At 53.2% G+C, this 15,356-nt stretch carries 14 protein-coding genes; 6 read left to right on the plus strand and 8 right to left on the minus strand.

The features are described from left to right. Positions 1 to 285: 285 nt before the first annotated feature. Entirely contained in the window at positions 286 to 687 is a 402-nt protein-coding gene (locus ACYVHB_RS00530; protein WP_461048592.1) for a hypothetical protein, read from the minus strand. Positions 688 to 941: 254 nt separating this feature from the next. On the opposite strand from ACYVHB_RS00530, the gene ACYVHB_RS00535 reads away from it, so the two are divergent. The 4 genes from ACYVHB_RS00535 to ACYVHB_RS00550 all read left to right on the plus strand — a co-directional run bounded on the left by ACYVHB_RS00535 (position 942) and on the right by ACYVHB_RS00550 (position 5,473). Then, entirely contained in the window at positions 942 to 1,367 is a 426-nt protein-coding gene (locus ACYVHB_RS00535) for a response regulator (protein WP_461048594.1), read from the plus strand. A gap of 86 nt (positions 1,368 to 1,453) precedes the next feature. After that, complete coding sequence (locus ACYVHB_RS00540; RefSeq protein ID WP_461048596.1) at positions 1,454 to 3,904, plus strand: PAS domain-containing sensor histidine kinase; 2,451 nt, start codon at positions 1,454 to 1,456, stop codon at positions 3,902 to 3,904. Next, positions 3,882 to 5,075 carry a response regulator gene (locus ACYVHB_RS00545; RefSeq protein WP_461048598.1) on the plus strand — a complete coding sequence of 398 codons (1,194 nt, stop codon included), beginning with the start codon at positions 3,882 to 3,884 and terminating at the stop codon, positions 5,073 to 5,075. The genes ACYVHB_RS00540 and ACYVHB_RS00545 overlap by 23 nt, the downstream gene beginning before the upstream one ends. Before the next feature lie 119 nt (positions 5,076 to 5,194). Then, positions 5,195 to 5,473, plus strand: coding sequence for a sigma-70 family RNA polymerase sigma factor (locus ACYVHB_RS00550; RefSeq protein WP_461048600.1), 279 nt, complete (start codon positions 5,195 to 5,197; stop codon positions 5,471 to 5,473). A gap of 976 nt (positions 5,474 to 6,449) precedes the next feature. Here the strand turns inward: ACYVHB_RS00550 and ACYVHB_RS00555 are convergent. The 3 genes from ACYVHB_RS00555 to ACYVHB_RS00565 all read right to left on the minus strand — a co-directional run bounded on the left by ACYVHB_RS00555 (position 6,450) and on the right by ACYVHB_RS00565 (position 8,720). Further along, positions 6,450 to 7,127: a 2-C-methyl-D-erythritol 4-phosphate cytidylyltransferase gene (locus tag ACYVHB_RS00555; RefSeq protein WP_461048602.1), complete on the minus strand. Its 678-nt coding sequence runs from the start codon at positions 7,125 to 7,127 to the stop codon at positions 6,450 to 6,452. Positions 7,128 to 7,195: 68 nt separating this feature from the next. Then, complete coding sequence (gene queA / locus ACYVHB_RS00560) at positions 7,196 to 8,239, minus strand: tRNA preQ1(34) S-adenosylmethionine ribosyltransferase-isomerase QueA (RefSeq protein ID WP_461048604.1); 1,044 nt, start codon at positions 8,237 to 8,239, stop codon at positions 7,196 to 7,198. A gap of 118 nt (positions 8,240 to 8,357) precedes the next feature. Beyond that, on the minus strand, positions 8,358 to 8,720 hold the full coding sequence (locus ACYVHB_RS00565; RefSeq protein WP_461048606.1) for a hypothetical protein: 363 nt from the start codon (positions 8,718 to 8,720) through the stop codon (positions 8,358 to 8,360). 184 nt (positions 8,721 to 8,904) lie between these two features. On the opposite strand from ACYVHB_RS00565, the gene ACYVHB_RS00570 reads away from it, so the two are divergent. Then, complete coding sequence (locus ACYVHB_RS00570; protein ID WP_461048608.1) at positions 8,905 to 9,861, plus strand: gluconolaconase; 957 nt, start codon at positions 8,905 to 8,907, stop codon at positions 9,859 to 9,861. Between the two features lie 104 nt (positions 9,862 to 9,965). Here ACYVHB_RS00570 and ACYVHB_RS00575 read toward each other — a convergent pair whose 3' ends face one another. Next, the gene (locus ACYVHB_RS00575; protein WP_461048610.1) at positions 9,966 to 10,607 is read right to left on the minus strand and encodes a 3-keto-disaccharide hydrolase; all 642 of its coding nucleotides are present in this window, start codon (positions 10,605 to 10,607) and stop codon (positions 9,966 to 9,968) included. Positions 10,608 to 10,744: 137 nt separating this feature from the next. Here ACYVHB_RS00575 and ACYVHB_RS00580 point away from each other — a divergent pair, with 137 nt between their 5' ends. Then, positions 10,745 to 12,055, plus strand: coding sequence for a DUF2851 family protein (locus tag ACYVHB_RS00580; RefSeq protein WP_461048611.1), 1,311 nt, complete (start codon positions 10,745 to 10,747; stop codon positions 12,053 to 12,055). A gap of 75 nt (positions 12,056 to 12,130) precedes the next feature. Here the strand turns inward: ACYVHB_RS00580 and ACYVHB_RS00585 are convergent, their stop codons facing one another. From ACYVHB_RS00585 to ACYVHB_RS00595, 3 genes are read right to left on the minus strand one after another with little or no spacing between them, the layout of a single operon-like run. Next, on the minus strand, positions 12,131 to 13,456 hold the full coding sequence (locus ACYVHB_RS00585; protein WP_461048613.1) for a Gfo/Idh/MocA family protein: 1,326 nt from the start codon (positions 13,454 to 13,456) through the stop codon (positions 12,131 to 12,133). Positions 13,457 to 13,510: 54 nt separating this feature from the next. Further along, positions 13,511 to 14,281: a 3-keto-disaccharide hydrolase gene (locus ACYVHB_RS00590; RefSeq protein ID WP_461048615.1), complete on the minus strand. Its 771-nt coding sequence runs from the start codon at positions 14,279 to 14,281 to the stop codon at positions 13,511 to 13,513. A 52-nt stretch (positions 14,282 to 14,333) separates the two neighbouring features. After that, positions 14,334 to 15,260 carry a sugar phosphate isomerase/epimerase family protein gene (locus tag ACYVHB_RS00595; protein ID WP_461048617.1) on the minus strand — a complete coding sequence of 309 codons (927 nt, stop codon included), beginning with the start codon at positions 15,258 to 15,260 and terminating at the stop codon, positions 14,334 to 14,336. Positions 15,261 to 15,356: the final 96 nt, after the last annotated feature.

Raw genomic sequence — 15,356 nt, forward strand, 5'->3', positions numbered from 1 at the left:
CGGATAGCCGCCACTTAAATAGTCCGTAGGGTGTGTAATTCCCCTTTAACGCGCTTTAGTTCAATAATTAGCGTGGTTTCGTAGGCGTTACTAAGCGCATACAACTCCTGGTTGGATTCTGCGTGCTCCATTGCTTCCCCCATCAACTTGTTCAAATGCACCTCTATGCCCGGTCACACATAGCTGAGGTGATTCGGCTCGTCACTCACATCGATAGCCAGTACTGGTCGCGTGGGCGAATTGATCTCATTCCAACCGATGTTGGAATGAGATTGAAAGGATTATTCAATCGGTTGGGTTCGGGCGTTCATCCGCAGCTACGTCCCCCGCTCCGGCCGTATTCAGCAACTCGGCGGCTTGCTTAGCCTCAGTGGTGGATTGTACCTGAACTGTTACCCATGTACCGCGCTGACGGGCGACTGGTTCTTCGGCCGGTCCGCTGTAGTCCCGTCCGTCTGAGCTACCCCGGACAGCTTCACTATCACCAAATAAAGAACTGAAAAACCGGCCACTGCTGTCCGCTTCGGCAGGCGCGGTGAGTCCGTCACTGGCAACCGGGTGGGAGCCGGTAGGGGTCAACAGGCTAACCTTTTCCGGAATAAAGCCCTCCGTCAGCAGGAGCTGAACCGCCTGCTGGGCTTCGGCTGCGTTCTCAAAAAAGCCCATTATCGTTTGTCGTTGCGTCATACGCGTGCCCTTTGATTGATTGTGTCTGTACGAAACGGCAGTAGACCATCCTGACAAAAGTAGGGCGGGACTGACCGCCCCGCTATGACAGGCATCACCTACTTATATGACCGGTAGCGGTATATAGCTATACGTGGTGGTTGACCGTCAATTCCGTGAACCATCATATCCGCTGCTGACATCCGTCATAGGCCAACCGTCTATTGATCTGCACCTTTGTTATCCTTATTACCCCCATAATACGCGCTACGCCAATGAACGAATTGAGAAAAGTCATTTACATGGCCGACGACGATGATGATGATCGTTACTTTATGCGGCAGGCCCTTCAAACAGCCGACCCATCCGTTACTATCCTTGAAGCCGAGAATGGTGGGGACTTGTTAGCTATGCTGCGCAACTGGAGTCAGGAACCGTCGCCCCAGCCGATACCGTTGATTCTGCTCGACATGAACATGCCGAAAATGAACGGCTTGGAGACGCTGATGGCCATCAAAACCAATCCGGCACTGCGCCACATTCCGGCCGTGATCATTTCAACCTCCGCCGATCCCGGCAATGTGGCCCTTGCCTATCAGAACGGCCTGAACAGTTATATCCAGAAACCAGCTTCCCTCTTCGATATGACCCAGATTGCCCAGGCCATCCAGGTCTGCTTTCTAAATACATCGACGGGGTGATCGTCCGCTCGCCAAAACGGCCTAACTTTATACCATCACACCCGTTAAATCGGCCCGTACAAGGCCCGTTTTGATCCCCTATAAACATGGCGGCAGATAACGCAGCCGCACCGGCGTTTCTGGCCGGGGGTGGCGAAATGGGCGAACGAACCCGGCACTTCGACTGGGCCTCTACGGCCGTTGGGGCACCCGATCAGTGGCCATCAAGTCTGCGCACGGTGGTAAGCGTGCTCCTGTCGGCGAAGTTTCCCATGTTTCTGTGGTGGGGACCCGACCTGATTCAGTTTTATAACGACGCTTACCAGCCCAGCCTCGGCGAGAGTGGCAAACACCCAATGGCGTTAGGGCAGCGCGGGGCCGACTGCTGGTCCGAAATCTGGCCGACTATTCACCCGCTGATCCGGCAGGTGCTGGCCGGGGGCGAGGCCACCTGGAACGAAGACCAGTTGATTCCCATCTATCGCAACGGCCAGATCGAAAATGTGTACTGGACTTACAGCTATAGCCCCGTCCGGGACGAAGCCGGTCAGGTAGCGGGTGTTTTAGTTACTTGCCAAGAAGCCACCCGGAGAGTAGCCACGGAGCAGGAAGATCAGGAACGCTTCCGGTTTGCGATGGAGGCCGCCCAGTTCGGTGTATGGGAGGTTGATCCGCTAACCAATATCGTGCACTGGGACGACCGGTGTGCTGCGCTTTTTGGCTTGGCCAGCGGCCAGGACATCCCCTACGAAGCAGCCATAAGCCATATTCATCCCGACGATAGGGTGCGGGTGGACGAGACCGTGAAGCGGGAAATAAACGCCCGGTCAGGGGGGCAGTACGACCTGACGTACCGGACCATTGGGGCCACAGACGGATTGTTGCGCTGGGTTCGGTTCACGGGCCGGAGTTACGCTGATCCGGCGGGCAAGGTCTATCGGTTCAGTGGCATTGCCCACGAGGTAACGAAGGAGGTACAGGCCCGGCAGCAACTCGCTAACAGCGACCGGCAAATTCGGGAGTTGTTCGAGCAGGCACCGGTGGGCATCGCCATTTTGCGCGGGCCGGAACTGATCTTTGAGATGGTCAATCCGGTCTACCTCACCTTAGTGGACCGAGCCACGGTTGACGACCTCATTGGCAAGCCCCTGCTGGTGGCCCTGCCCGAACTAACCGTACAGGGGTTCGACCGGTTGCTGCACACTGTTAGGCAGACCGGCGAAACCTTTACGGCCAACGAACGCCGGGCTGACCTGCTGCGCAACGGGCAACTCGAAACGTGCTACTTTAATTTTGTGTACGAACCCCTGCTCGACGGGTTAACCGGCCGCTCTCCCGTCGGCACAGACCCATCGACCGGTCCCGTCTCCGGGGTGTTCGTGCTGGCCACTGAGGTGACCCAACAGGTGCTGGCCCGCCAGCAGGTTAACGCCAACGCCGATTACGTGCAACGGGTTTTCCGGTTAGCGGCAGTCGGGATGGCCATTTTTCGGGGACCGACGTTTATCGTTGAGGTAGCCAACCCCAGCATCTGCGCACTTTGGGGCCGCACCGAAGCGCAGGTCTTGGGTAAGCCTATCTTTAGCGTGCTGACCGAAGCGGCCGACCAGGGCTTTGAGGAACTGCTGACCACCGTTATGCAAACTGGTCAGCCCTTTGTCGGTTCAGAACTACCCGTTACCCTAAATCGCAACGGAAAACTCGAAACGGTCTATTTCGACTTTGTCTACGATGCCCTGCCCGATGCCGATGGAACAATAAACCGCGTTATGGTGACGGCCAGCGACGCCAGCGAACCCTATCAGGCCCGCCGACAGGCCGATGATCTGCTCATTCGGGAGCGGGAACTCAACGAACTCAAGTCGAACTTTGTGACCCTGGCTTCCCACGAGTTCCGTACCCCCATGGGCACTATTCTTTCTTCGGCCGCCCTGATTGGGCGCTACACTGGCCCCGACGACGGCGAAAAGCGGGAGCGGCACGTGCAGCGCATCAAATCGGCGGTGCACAGCCTGACGGGCCTGTTGAATGATTTCCTCTCGCTCAGCCAGATGGAACAGGCCACGCTGCACGGTCGCCCCTATTCGTTCAATATCGTGACGTTCTGCAACGAAGTCATTGAGGATATGCAGGCCGTTATCAAGCCCCATCAGCGCGTGGTCTACACCCATCGGTCGGGTCAACCGGTCCTTTCGCTCGATGGGCAAATGCTCAAAAACATCCTCATCAACCTGCTGGTCAACGCCAGTAAATACTCTGCCGATGGCAAAGAGATCGAATTGACCACCGCCATTGAGGGCAATCAATTAGTGATCACCGTTCGGGATGAAGGCATTGGCATTCCCGATGAAGACAAAGACAAACTGTTCATCAATTTCTTCCGCGCCCGCAACGCCATTTACGCCCAGGGTACGGGCTTAGGCTTGTACGTTGTCAAACGGTATGTCGATCTGCTGGGAGGGATTGTTACCTTTACCAGCCAGCTCGATTCGGGCACGGTCTTTACCGTAACGCTACCCATATTCCCCATTCAAGATGAAAACCATTCTGGTCATTGACGATACGCGGGAGATGCGCGAGAATATAACCGAAATTCTTCAGTTAGCCCCGTACGAAGTCCTGCAGGCGGCCAACGGCAAAGAAGGGATCGAACTGGCCCGCCAAACCCGTCCCGATCTGATTCTGTGCGATATCATGATGCCCGAACTCGATGGCTTCGGCGTGTTGCATATTCTGGCCAAAGATCCCCGTTTAGCCGATGTTCCGTTTATTTTTTTGACGGCCAAGGCAGAACCGACCGATTTTCGCCACGGTATGAACTTAGGCGCGGACGACTACATCACTAAACCTTTTGATGACCTCACCCTGCTCAATGTGGTGGATGTGCGGCTCAGGAAGGGGGTGGGCCAACAAACGGACCCAGCCGAGAACCTCTCCCGGCTGGACAAGTTGACGCGGGCCATCATGGACGAAACGGACGCCCAGCAGTCTCTGTGCAATAATTACCCAACGACGCTCTGCAAACAGAAACACCGCCTGTTTACGGCCGGTAGCTGGCCGACTGCGCTGTACTTTATCAGTAAGGGAAAAATTAAACTATTTAAAACGGACTCAGCCGGTAACGAGTACATTACAGCTCTGCTCGGGGAGGGTGATTTTGTGGGCCACCTGGCCCTTCTGGAAGAAGCCCCCTATGCCGAAAGCGCCGAAGTGCTCGATGACGCCGATATATGCATCATTCCCAAAGCAGACTTTTTGTTCCTTATTTATAACCACCAGTACATAGCCAATCAATTCATCCGGATGCTGGCTGGCGACGTGGCCGAACTTCAGGAGCGGCTGCTGAAGCTGGCGTATCAGTCGGTGCGTAAACGGGTAGCCGAAGCCCTGCTGATGTACAAGCGGAAATTTTATCCGGTGCGGTCGGATAACCGCACCGCCAATGAGCCGGTGCTGCTGGAAGGCCCTGCCCTTTTCCCCGCTTCAGCGCTAAGGCAGGAGCGCATTGCTGACGATCCAAACAGTTCCACGCAGACTCCAGACGATCCGGCTCCCAACACATCACCGGCAATGACGCTGTCGCGTGAGAACTGGTCACATTTAGTGGGGGCCTCCACCGAAACGGTTATCCGTATTCTTGGTGACTTACGGGCCGAAGGGCTGATTAGCATCAATGCCAGCCAGATTACGCTGCTCGACATCGACAAACTCACCCGCCTGAAGCGCTGACGTGGGTCTGAACCTGATAAAAATCATGCGGAGAACTGACATCTATCAGTCTCGGTTGGGTGTTCTGTTATAGTTTGGACGACCCAGTCCTGTGATCTTTGCGGACTTCCATCAACGCAATGATATCAATCGACTCCGCTAAGCCGGACAGGAGGGACCTTCCGGTTTTTCTGACATTCTATGAGCAGTACACTCCTAAACTGTGGGGGCTTATTTTGTCGGCCAATCTACCGGCGTCTCAATCTGAAACTATTCTGATCAACATCTTCGTGAAAGCCTGGCAGCACCCCCACCGGCAGACTATTGGGAGGAATCAGATGCTCAACTGGTTACTGGGTCTGGCTTATGAAGAAGGTCTGCCTTCCGACACGCTGAGATCTGCTTTTAAACGATTATGACGCGAAACGAAGTGCCGCCTATTAAGCCTTAAAATCGGGTATCGGGTCGAGACGGAGTCAACGAGTCTGATATTGGACAGACCTCTCCGGCTAGGTCGAGGGGAGCATGACGATCATACGATAGAGTTGGCTATCCGTAAAGATGTCAGTTTGTCAATGGACAGCCCATGATATCGGTTATCTGGTAGACTGATAAATGTCATAGTGATTAATTACGCCTTATACTACTTTGCGTCACTGATATCACTCTTCTATTGCTTCTACATATACCAATTAAGTATATGAAAAAAAGCCAACGTCAACATTATGCCAATTTAAGACAGTATAGAAACCAGTTTGAGGCAGAGTCGCTCGCAAAGCCTTCACCAACGGATGAATCAACTGGTAGGCAGCAATGGCTGAAGGAACTTCGTCGACATTTACGTGCTGCCTGGGCTCGTCTAATCCGTTTTTTTATCTAACGGATTTCAGTTACGGCAGTAAACGTAACATGCTCAATGGGCTAATCAGGGAATCATAGACTTAGCCAAAGCCTGCATTCGCCTTTCGAGCGAAGCTGGTAACTGATACAGTTTGCTCACTTGCTGAATGTAAATAATAAAGGTTTCTCCAGTCCGTTTGTCAATATCGTTTTTAACGTTCTTTAGCGGTACGTTCATGGATTTAACTGCATTAAATTTAGGAGATAGTCAAAAAGAGGAATGTCGTTCGAGTTGTTACTTGTCAACGTGTTGTTCATTACACGTTTAAATGAATCGTTTGGCAAAGCTATTTAGGCTGACACAATTCTTCTATGAGATTAATCATTCAAAAACATGACAGCAGTCATGTTTTTATACAAATGATAGAGATGTTTACTCTTTAAAGAAGGACACATAACAAAGTACATACCCACACAGTCGCGTGTCGCTCATGAACCGGCTTGCTCCTACGGATGAATATTTGGAAGCGTTGCTGGATACGGTGGTTGTATTGGCTACCTCAGATCCTCCGGTGTTGTAATCTTGATGTTTTCGTAGGAACCGTCGATGAGCGTTATCGGGAAACCAGCGTGTTCCAGGACACTGGCACAGTCGGTGAAAAACGGTTGCTCGTCGGTTTCAAACGCCTGCCGAAACCGGCTTAACTCAAAGGTTTGGGGCGTTTGAATAAGTCGGAGCGCATTTCGGTCAAGGGCCATGCTGCTACCATCCGGGTCAATCTGCCGTACGGAATCTTTCACCCGCACACATGTCACCGCCGATCCGGTGCGGGCCGCCGTTTCGTAGCTATTTTGAATGATCTTCGGTGAAACAAATGGTCGGACGCCATCGTGTACAGCGACGAATCCGTCCGGGCTGGAAATGGCCCGTAACCCATTGCGTACGGATTGAAATCGGGTAGCCCCACCATCGACAATCTGAATGGTTTGATGAAAGCCGTGTTGTTGACTGAGGGTTTCCCAAGTGGTCCGGTCGCGGGCGGGCAACACCAGAATCAGTTGGGGCGTGGGCGTAACGCTCAGGAATTGCTCCAGCGTGTGCTGAACAATGGGTTTACCATTGAGCAGCAGAAATTGCTTCGGCACGTCGGACTTCATTCGGTTGCCACTTCCCCCGGCAACGATGATGGCAAACAGTGGGTCAGTTGACAAGTTGGTCAGTTGATGAGTCAAAAAAAGGGGCCAGATGGCCCCTCAAAAATACTGATTAACTCACCAACTTATGAACTGGTCAACTCTTTTCAAATAATCAGCATCGCGTCGCCGTAGCCGAAAAAGCGGTATTTCTCTTTGATGGCTACCTGATACGCTTCTTTGATGAGTTCGTGACCGCCAAACGCGCTCGTCATCATAATCAGGATCGACTCCGGCAAGTGCAGGCTCGTCAGCAATGAGTTGGCAATCTTGAATTCGTAAGGCGGGAAAATGAACCGATCCGTCCAGCCTTCAACCGGCTTCAACCGGCTGTTGGCCGACACCGACGATTCGATGGCTTTGAGCGACGTGGTGCCGATGGCGCAAACCCGTTTGCCCGCATCGAGGGCGGTATTCACAATCTGAGCCGACTCTTCGGGAATGCGGTAATTTTCCGAATCAGTTTTGTGCTTGGTCAAATCCTCAACGTCCACCTGCCGGAACGTGCCCAAACCAACGTGCAGCGTAACGGGAGCGAAATGGATTCCTTTAATTTCCATGCGCTTCATCATGGAGCGCGTAAAGTGCATACCGGCCGTGGGAGCGGCTACAGCGCCAACGTGCTGTGCAAAAACGGTCTGATAATCGTCGCGGTCGCTGGATTCGGTTTCGCGCTGAATCTCGCGGGGGAGGGGCGTTTCACCCAGTTCGTCCACCGTTTTCATGAACTCGTCGTGGTTGCCATCGAACAAAAACCGGATCGTGCGGCCCCGCGAGGTGGTGTTGTCGATTACTTCGGCTACCAAGTCACTGTCGCCAAAATATAATTTGTTACCCACGCGAATTTTGCGGGCGGGGTCCACCAGCACATCCCACAATTTCATGTCACGATTCAGTTCGCGCAGCAGAAACACTTCAATTTTAGCGCCGGTTTTTTCTTTGTTGCCGTAAAGGCGGGCCGGAAACACTTTCGTGTTGTTAATCACCATCACATCGCCATCATTGAAATAGCCGAGCATATCCGAAAACTGCTTATGTTCAATCGTTTTGGTTTTCCGGTCAACGACCATCAACCGTGATTCTCCCCGCTCCACCGGGTGTTTGGCAATGAGACTTTCGGGCAAATCAAACTTGAATTCGGATAACTTCATGATGGTATCAGTACGAAAAAGAACGACTCGTTTTAGTGTAAAGGCCGCAAAGATAGTGAAAAACCCGAAAAATTTAGCATGTTCCGGGTTCTTTTCTTGCATATGTCAGTAAAATCGCTTATTGGCTGGCGGCAGTGGGGTTTATTGGTTGAACAGCTCCTTCCGTATTGACGTTGGGATGGGTCACGTTTAATTTGGCCATTAACTCGGGCGATACTTCGTTAGCGTAAGTGCCCTGTGCCGAAACGAACACGCCTTTCATGCCATTGGTGGCGCTGATGGCATACAGCGTCATCTCATCACCGGGGTCGGAAGTACCTTCGAACCGATGAAATTCGTCTACGTTAAACTCATCACTTTTTAGCTTGATGTTATCGTTGGTTGTGGCTTTCAAATATTCTTTAGCCGGGGAGAAGTCAACGGTGTAGCCGCGTTCGCGCAGGTCTTCCATGGCTTCCGTCAGCGTTGTGAAATGTTTCATGATCGTACTCAGTAGGGTGAAAGTTGATACAATAGAAACTACCCCTGTCCCAAATAGTTTGTTGCTGAAGGCGGGCCGGGGCCTAAAAAACCAAAACAAAACGGCGTAAGTAACCCTTATCTGTTGGGACGTAGCTAACGCCCATAACCGATTAACATTCACAATCATGCACAACGATTACCCAATGAAAAAATCATGGATGTCAGGTGCGCTGCTGGTGGCAGCGGCCTGCTGGCTGGCCGCCTGCGAAGATCACCGCGCCAGTCCCAATGCCCCGTTTCCGGAGCGGATCAACTTTGTGGCCGAGCGCCTGTACCCGGAAGGAATTGCCTACTCGTCGCAGTTGGCCAAGTTTCTGGTGACCTCAATTCCGCTGGGGAAAATCGGTACGGTCGATACGGACGGTCGCTATGCCGACCTGCTGACGGCCCCCGAACTGATTGCCGGTATTGGCATGAAGGTGGCTGGTGATCTCGTGTTTGTCTGCAACAGCGATCAGGGACGGTCGATCCGAAGCACCCCGGCAACTACCCGTCAGACGGCCGAACTGTTGGTTTTTAATCTCAACACCCGTCAATTGGTACGTCGGACCGATTTAGACGCTCTGCTACCGGCGGATGATCCGAACTTTGCTAATGACGTGACCCTGGCCCCGGATGGCACCGCTTACGTAACGGATTCGTTTTCACCCGTGATTTATAAGGTCGCCCCCGACGGGACAGCCAGCATTCTGCTGCGGGATAACGCCAGATTTGGTAATCCTGGCTTTGGCCTGAACGGTATCCTGTATCACCCCAATAATTACCTCATCGTGGCTAACACCGGTCAGGGGAAACTCTACAAGGTCGACTTACAGAACGGCAACGCGGTCTCAGAGATAATGATAATGGGTAACGTTTCGTTGCCCGGCGATGGCCTGTCACTGCTCAACGGTGATCTCTACGTCGTGACAGGGGGCAGCCGGGTAGCTCAGGTGCGTAGCACGAACAACTTCCAGACGGCATCAATTGTGAAATTTGATACGGATGTTTACACGGGCGCAACGACCAGCGTAGCCGTGAACAACCAGATTTACACGCTCAACGCCCGGATCGGTCAGAATGGCAACGACCGCGACTTCAGCATTCAGCGGTTTCGGTAAGAGGGAGGAACGGGAAGAAGGGGACGAGAGGGAGGAAGAAGAACGTTATTACGTTCCCATTCCTCCCTCTCGCCCCCTTCTTCCCGTTCCTCCGGCACCTGCCATCAATCCGGCAGCACCCTTACCATAATATCTTTGAAGAGAACCTTGCTTTTGGGGTCGTGACCCTGCAGGGCAATGGTGCCCATGCTGAGCTTCTTGCCGCTGGTGCCCCGGCTGATGCTGTCCGGTTCCATGTATTCATTGATAATCTTGTCGTTGATCCGAATGGTCACCTTCTTGCCCTGCACGCTAATCTGCTCGGTGTACCACTCATCATCTTTAACGAACGTCTCCTTTACGTCCTGTAAGGCGTAAACGCTGCCCGTTTTACGCCAGTCGGTGTGGGTTTGGTTCACCTGAATTTCGTAGCCTTTGCTGGGCCACCCGGTGTCCTGGTAGGTTGTGTGAATAAACATGCCGGAGTTAGCACCGGGCATGGTTTTGACCTGCGCTTTCCACTCGAAATTCCTGAACATATGGTTGTTGACGGGTCCGTCGTAGAACAGGTGCGCCCGTGGCCCGAACACGACAATGGCCCCATCCTGCACACTGAACGTACTGGGGTTTTCGGCGGCTTTCCAGCCATTCAGCGTTTTGCCATCGAAAATACTAACCCAGCCGTCGGCTGATGGTGAGGAGCGAACGGCGATGCCCACGCACAGCCAGGCGAACAGTATGACTTCCAAAAGGATGTATTTTTTCATGATATGCAGTATTACGTTTACTGGTAAAGCGGAAAGTTGGGAAAACCTAACCCTTTTAGCCATCTGGCTCCGTAACCAATTGACATTGGCCAGTTTATTTCGGATACTTGATGCCTTGTTCCCGCCCACCGTCCCTCATGTCCGAAGCCTTTCTTTATTTTCTCTGGCAATACCAGTATTTCACCAGGCATAACCTGATCACCACCGACGGCGATTCCATTCAGGTGCTGCACCCCGGTTTCCGAAACCATGACGCCGGGCCGGATTTTTTCAACGCCCGCCTGCTCATCAAAGACGTGGAATGGGGTGGAACCGTAGAGATGCATACCAAAACGTCGGACTGGCTGGCACATCGTCATCAGCACGACCGCGCCTACGACAATGTTATTCTGCACGTGGTCTGGCAGGACGACCGCGCTACAACAGGTCGCCGGGTTGACCGGGCGAATGGTACACCACTGCCCACCATCGAACTAAACGCCCTGACCGATGCCGCACTTATCGACCGCTACGCCTTACTGAGTGACTCTCCTGACGCTATTCCTTGCGCCGGGCAGTTCCGGTCGGTGCAGCCGCTGCGGCTAACGTCTATGCTCGACAAAGCGATGCTGCAACGGTTAGAGCGCAAGGCGGCCGGGGTGCAGGCGGTGTTCCAGACAACGGGCGGAGACTGGGAGGAAACAGCGTACCGGCTGCTGACGGTGAACATGGGCTTCAAGATCAACGCCGAACCGATGGCGCAGCTTAGCCGGGAACTGCCGCTGAAAGCCATGCTCAAACACCGCGACGTGCTGCTACAGGCCGAGGCCATGCTGTTTGGTACGGCGGGGCTGCTCGATACCATCGACGAACCCCGGCCCGGAATGGCGGACGAGTATGCGGTTGCGCTGCAACGGGAGTACCGCTTTTTGTCGGTTAAGTATCAGCTTTCAGATAAACAGGTGACGGCTCACGCCTGGAAATGGGGGCGGCTTCGGCCCGCCAACTTCCCGACGTTACGACTGGCTCAACTCGCTCGATTGGTAACCAGACATGCCAGCCTGTTTTCGCTGTTTGTAGGGAGCAACGATGCCGATACGCTGCTGAAGTCACTGCAAGTAACACCGTCCGACTACTGGCAGTCGCACTACCGGTTCGGCAAAGCGACCGAAGCGACGGTGCCCTCGCTGGGCGAAAACTCCGCTCAGAACATTATCATCAACACCGTGGTGCCGTTGTTGGCGGCTTACGCACACCATCGGGGAGAGCCGGGCTACATTGACCGGGCCATCGCATTACTGGAGCAGCTACCCGCCGAGAAAAACCGCCTGACCAACGGCTGGAATGCGCTGGGGCTGGGCGTCCGCACCGCCTTCGATTCGCAGGCGTCTATCGAACTCTATAACGAGTTTTGCTCCGTCAAAAAGTGCCTGAGCTGCCAGATCGGGGCGGGGCTTATAAAACAATGATGAATGATAAATGATGAATGTTTTTTGCATAATCATTCATCATTCATCATTCATCATTCATCATTCATCATTCAATTAACTCATCACCACATCCTGCTTCGTGGAATCCCACGTCACGCGCTTGCCGGTCTGTAGGGCCATGGTGGCCATGACGTTGGCGACGGAGTGATTGAATCCGACGCGGGCGGGCGCGTTCGGCTCTTTGCGGCTGCGAACGCACTCCATCCAGTTTTTCATGTGGCGCGACGTCATGTCATCAGCCCCCGTATTAGCCGACGTTTCCACGGGTGCTCCCTTCTCCAACTGCAGGCTCGATAGCATGTTGGCTTCCATATTCATCTCCTTGGCATATTTGGCTTGCAAACCACCTTCCGACGAAATCTGGTTGGTGTCTAAGTTAATCATGCCCCCATTCGAGTAGTAATATTCCTTCGTGCCACCGGCTTCGTTGTGCATCCGGGAATGGTAGGTTACCTGGAAACCTTTGTTTTTGTCATTGTCCGGGCCGTAATCGAAAACAGCCGTAAACGTATCGGCATTGCTGCGGCCATCTTTCCAGACATACACTCCACCATTGGCCACCACGCTGCGTGGGTGATCGAAGCCGCTGAACCAGTGGACCGTGTCAATCTGGTGCGACATCCACTGACCGGGAATACCCGACGAATAGGGGTAGAAAAGCCGGAACTCTAAGTACTTGCGCGGGTCCCACTCCACTTTCGGGCGGTTCATCTGATAACGTGCCCAGTCGGTGTCTTCCTTACGAATTTCGGACACTAATTTCGGACGACGCCAGCGACCGGGCTGGTTGACGTTCCAGGTCATTTCAACCATTGAAATGTCGCCGAACTTACCCGAGCGGATGAACTCATTGGCCGCATGGTAGTTGGGCGCTGACCGGCGCTGCGAGCCGATCTGCACAATTTTTTTGCTTTTCTCAACGGCTTTCAGCGCCTTGCGGGCATCTTCCAGCGATTCGGCAAAGGGCTTTTCGCAATACACGTCCCGGCCCGATTCAACGGCATCTGCACAGTGAATCGCGTGCTGGAAGTCGGCGGTGCTGATGATGACGGCGTCGACGTCTTTACGGTCAAGCAATTCGTCGTTGTTGCGGGCTTTGAAAAAGGCGCTGTCGTTCCAGCTTTTGCCTTTCAGGTAAGACTCGGCTTCATCCCGCCGACGGCTCCAGATGTCGGATACGCCAACGAAGGCAAAATTCTGATCTTTGGCGTGGGCCATGAAGGCGGGAGCCAGCGACTGCCGAAACCGGTCGGAGAAGCCGATAATACCAACCCGGACCCGCTCATTCGAGCCAAGGATGCGGGCGTAGCTGCCCGCCGAGAAGCTCATGCCCAAACCGGCAAGCGCTGATTTTTTTATAAACTCACGACGATTTTCCATATAAGTCAGGCGTTTTATACTGAATAATAAATAGACAAAAATGGTTATAAATGGCTACTGTCCAGCCGTATTGGCAGACTGGTCCAACGGCTTTATTTTGATATTCCGATACGACACCTGATTGCCGTGGTCCTGCAACAGGATATGACCTTTGGGAGCTTCCCCAAACCGGCCGTTGGCATTGTAATCGGGTGCTTTATACTTGCTCATGGCCACAGCCTCGCGGAAAGCTGAACTGCCCCGTTCGTACTCGACTACTTTTTTGCCGTTCAAATAATGGTCAACGTGCATTCCCTTCGACACGACCCGGCCCGTGTTCCACTCGCCGATTGGATTGGCCTTTTTGCTATTTGCCGGAATCAGGTCGTAGAGCGAACCAACGGTGCGGTTGCCATTGCGGCCGAGTTTGGCGTCGGGGTGTTTGTCATCGTCCAGCACCTGAAACTCCAGCCCGAACGCTGATCCTTTGGGTTTTGGCTGATGCTCAACGACGAAGTATTTGACGCCACTGTTGGCTCCTTCGGTTAGTTTGAAATCGAACATCAGGTCGAAATCACTGTATTCAGCGTCGGTTACAATGTCGCCGAAACTTTGGGATTCCGAGCCGTTGGACTGCTGAATGCTGAGCATTCCGTCCTGAACGGTCCAGCCTTTGTTGGGAAACTTATCGGTATAAGCCCCACGCCAGCCGGTGGTTGTTTTGCCATCGAAAAGCAGTTTCCAACCGTCTTTCTTTTCTTTGACTGTGAGCGTATTGGGGGACTGCGGTTTCTCAGCCGCCATCAAGCCCAGTGTTAAAAGACAGATGATGAGTGGTTGTTTCATACGTTGAAAAATTGGGTGCTTTGTGTAAGATTAGAAACGAAAAAGCACTGATTTACAGCGGAAATTTAAGCGTTTTAGTGATATAATCCTTGTTAATCTGCGCGCACTGAGCCGCCGTCTTGTCTGTCTCTGGCACGCCATCCAGCTCAATAATTCCCCAGCCTTTAAAACTGATGTCGTCCAGCGCCCTGAACACCGCTGGTACGTCCACATTCCCCCGGCCGAGTTCCACGAATTTGTAGGCTTGGGGATCGCCGGGCTTATCGGGTAGGGGCGACATCGTATCCTTCAGGTGGAGTGCATAGATAATGTCTTTGTACTGCTTCACCGCTTTTTCGGGCTGACCTCCACCTTGTTTGTAGTGAGCAATATCAAGCTCCAGCTTCATGAATTTGGGATTCATCGCCTGCACAATCACATCGACCTCTTCGGGCGTTTCGCCGAGTTGGTGCATGTGGTTGTGATAAGTTGCCTGAACGCCCAGGTCGGCCGTTTGCCTGCCGATCTCATTCATGACTGTTGCTAATCGCTTTAGTTCTTCAGTTGTGGGGAGACGGTCTTTGGGCCGGGCCGAGTTGGTCAGTTGAATAGCCGAACCGCCGAGCGCTTTCACAAAACTGGCGTGGGCCACGTGCTGGTCGATGGTGCTCTGCTCTTTAGCCAGGTCAATTTCAACGTTGCCGCTCGAAAACATGGCTAATGTCAGCTTGTTTTGGTCGAGCAAGGCTTTGAGTTCAGAGGGTTTGGCCCGGTATGGCCCAAAGGTGTTCGCCCGCAGTTGAATGCCCCGGTAGCCGAGAGCCGCCAGGTCGGTGATGGCCTGGGCGTCGTTGCCGCCCCAGGTAATGGCTGAATACGCAATTCTAAGCCCGGATTTCTTGCTTAATCCGGCCAACAACCGATCGGCTCCGGCGGTGATTGCCAGAGCCGAAAGTGCGGTCGTTTGGAGAAACTGTCGTCTGTTTACAGTCTCGTGCATGAGGGTTAGGCAGGAATAATCAGTATAAGCTGAGGCAGCGGTTACTGATGGTGAAAAATGGCGTTTCTGTTTGAGAACCGGTAGTATAAGAACAAG

The sequence above is a fragment of the Spirosoma arcticum genome (genome assembly GCF_054779955.1).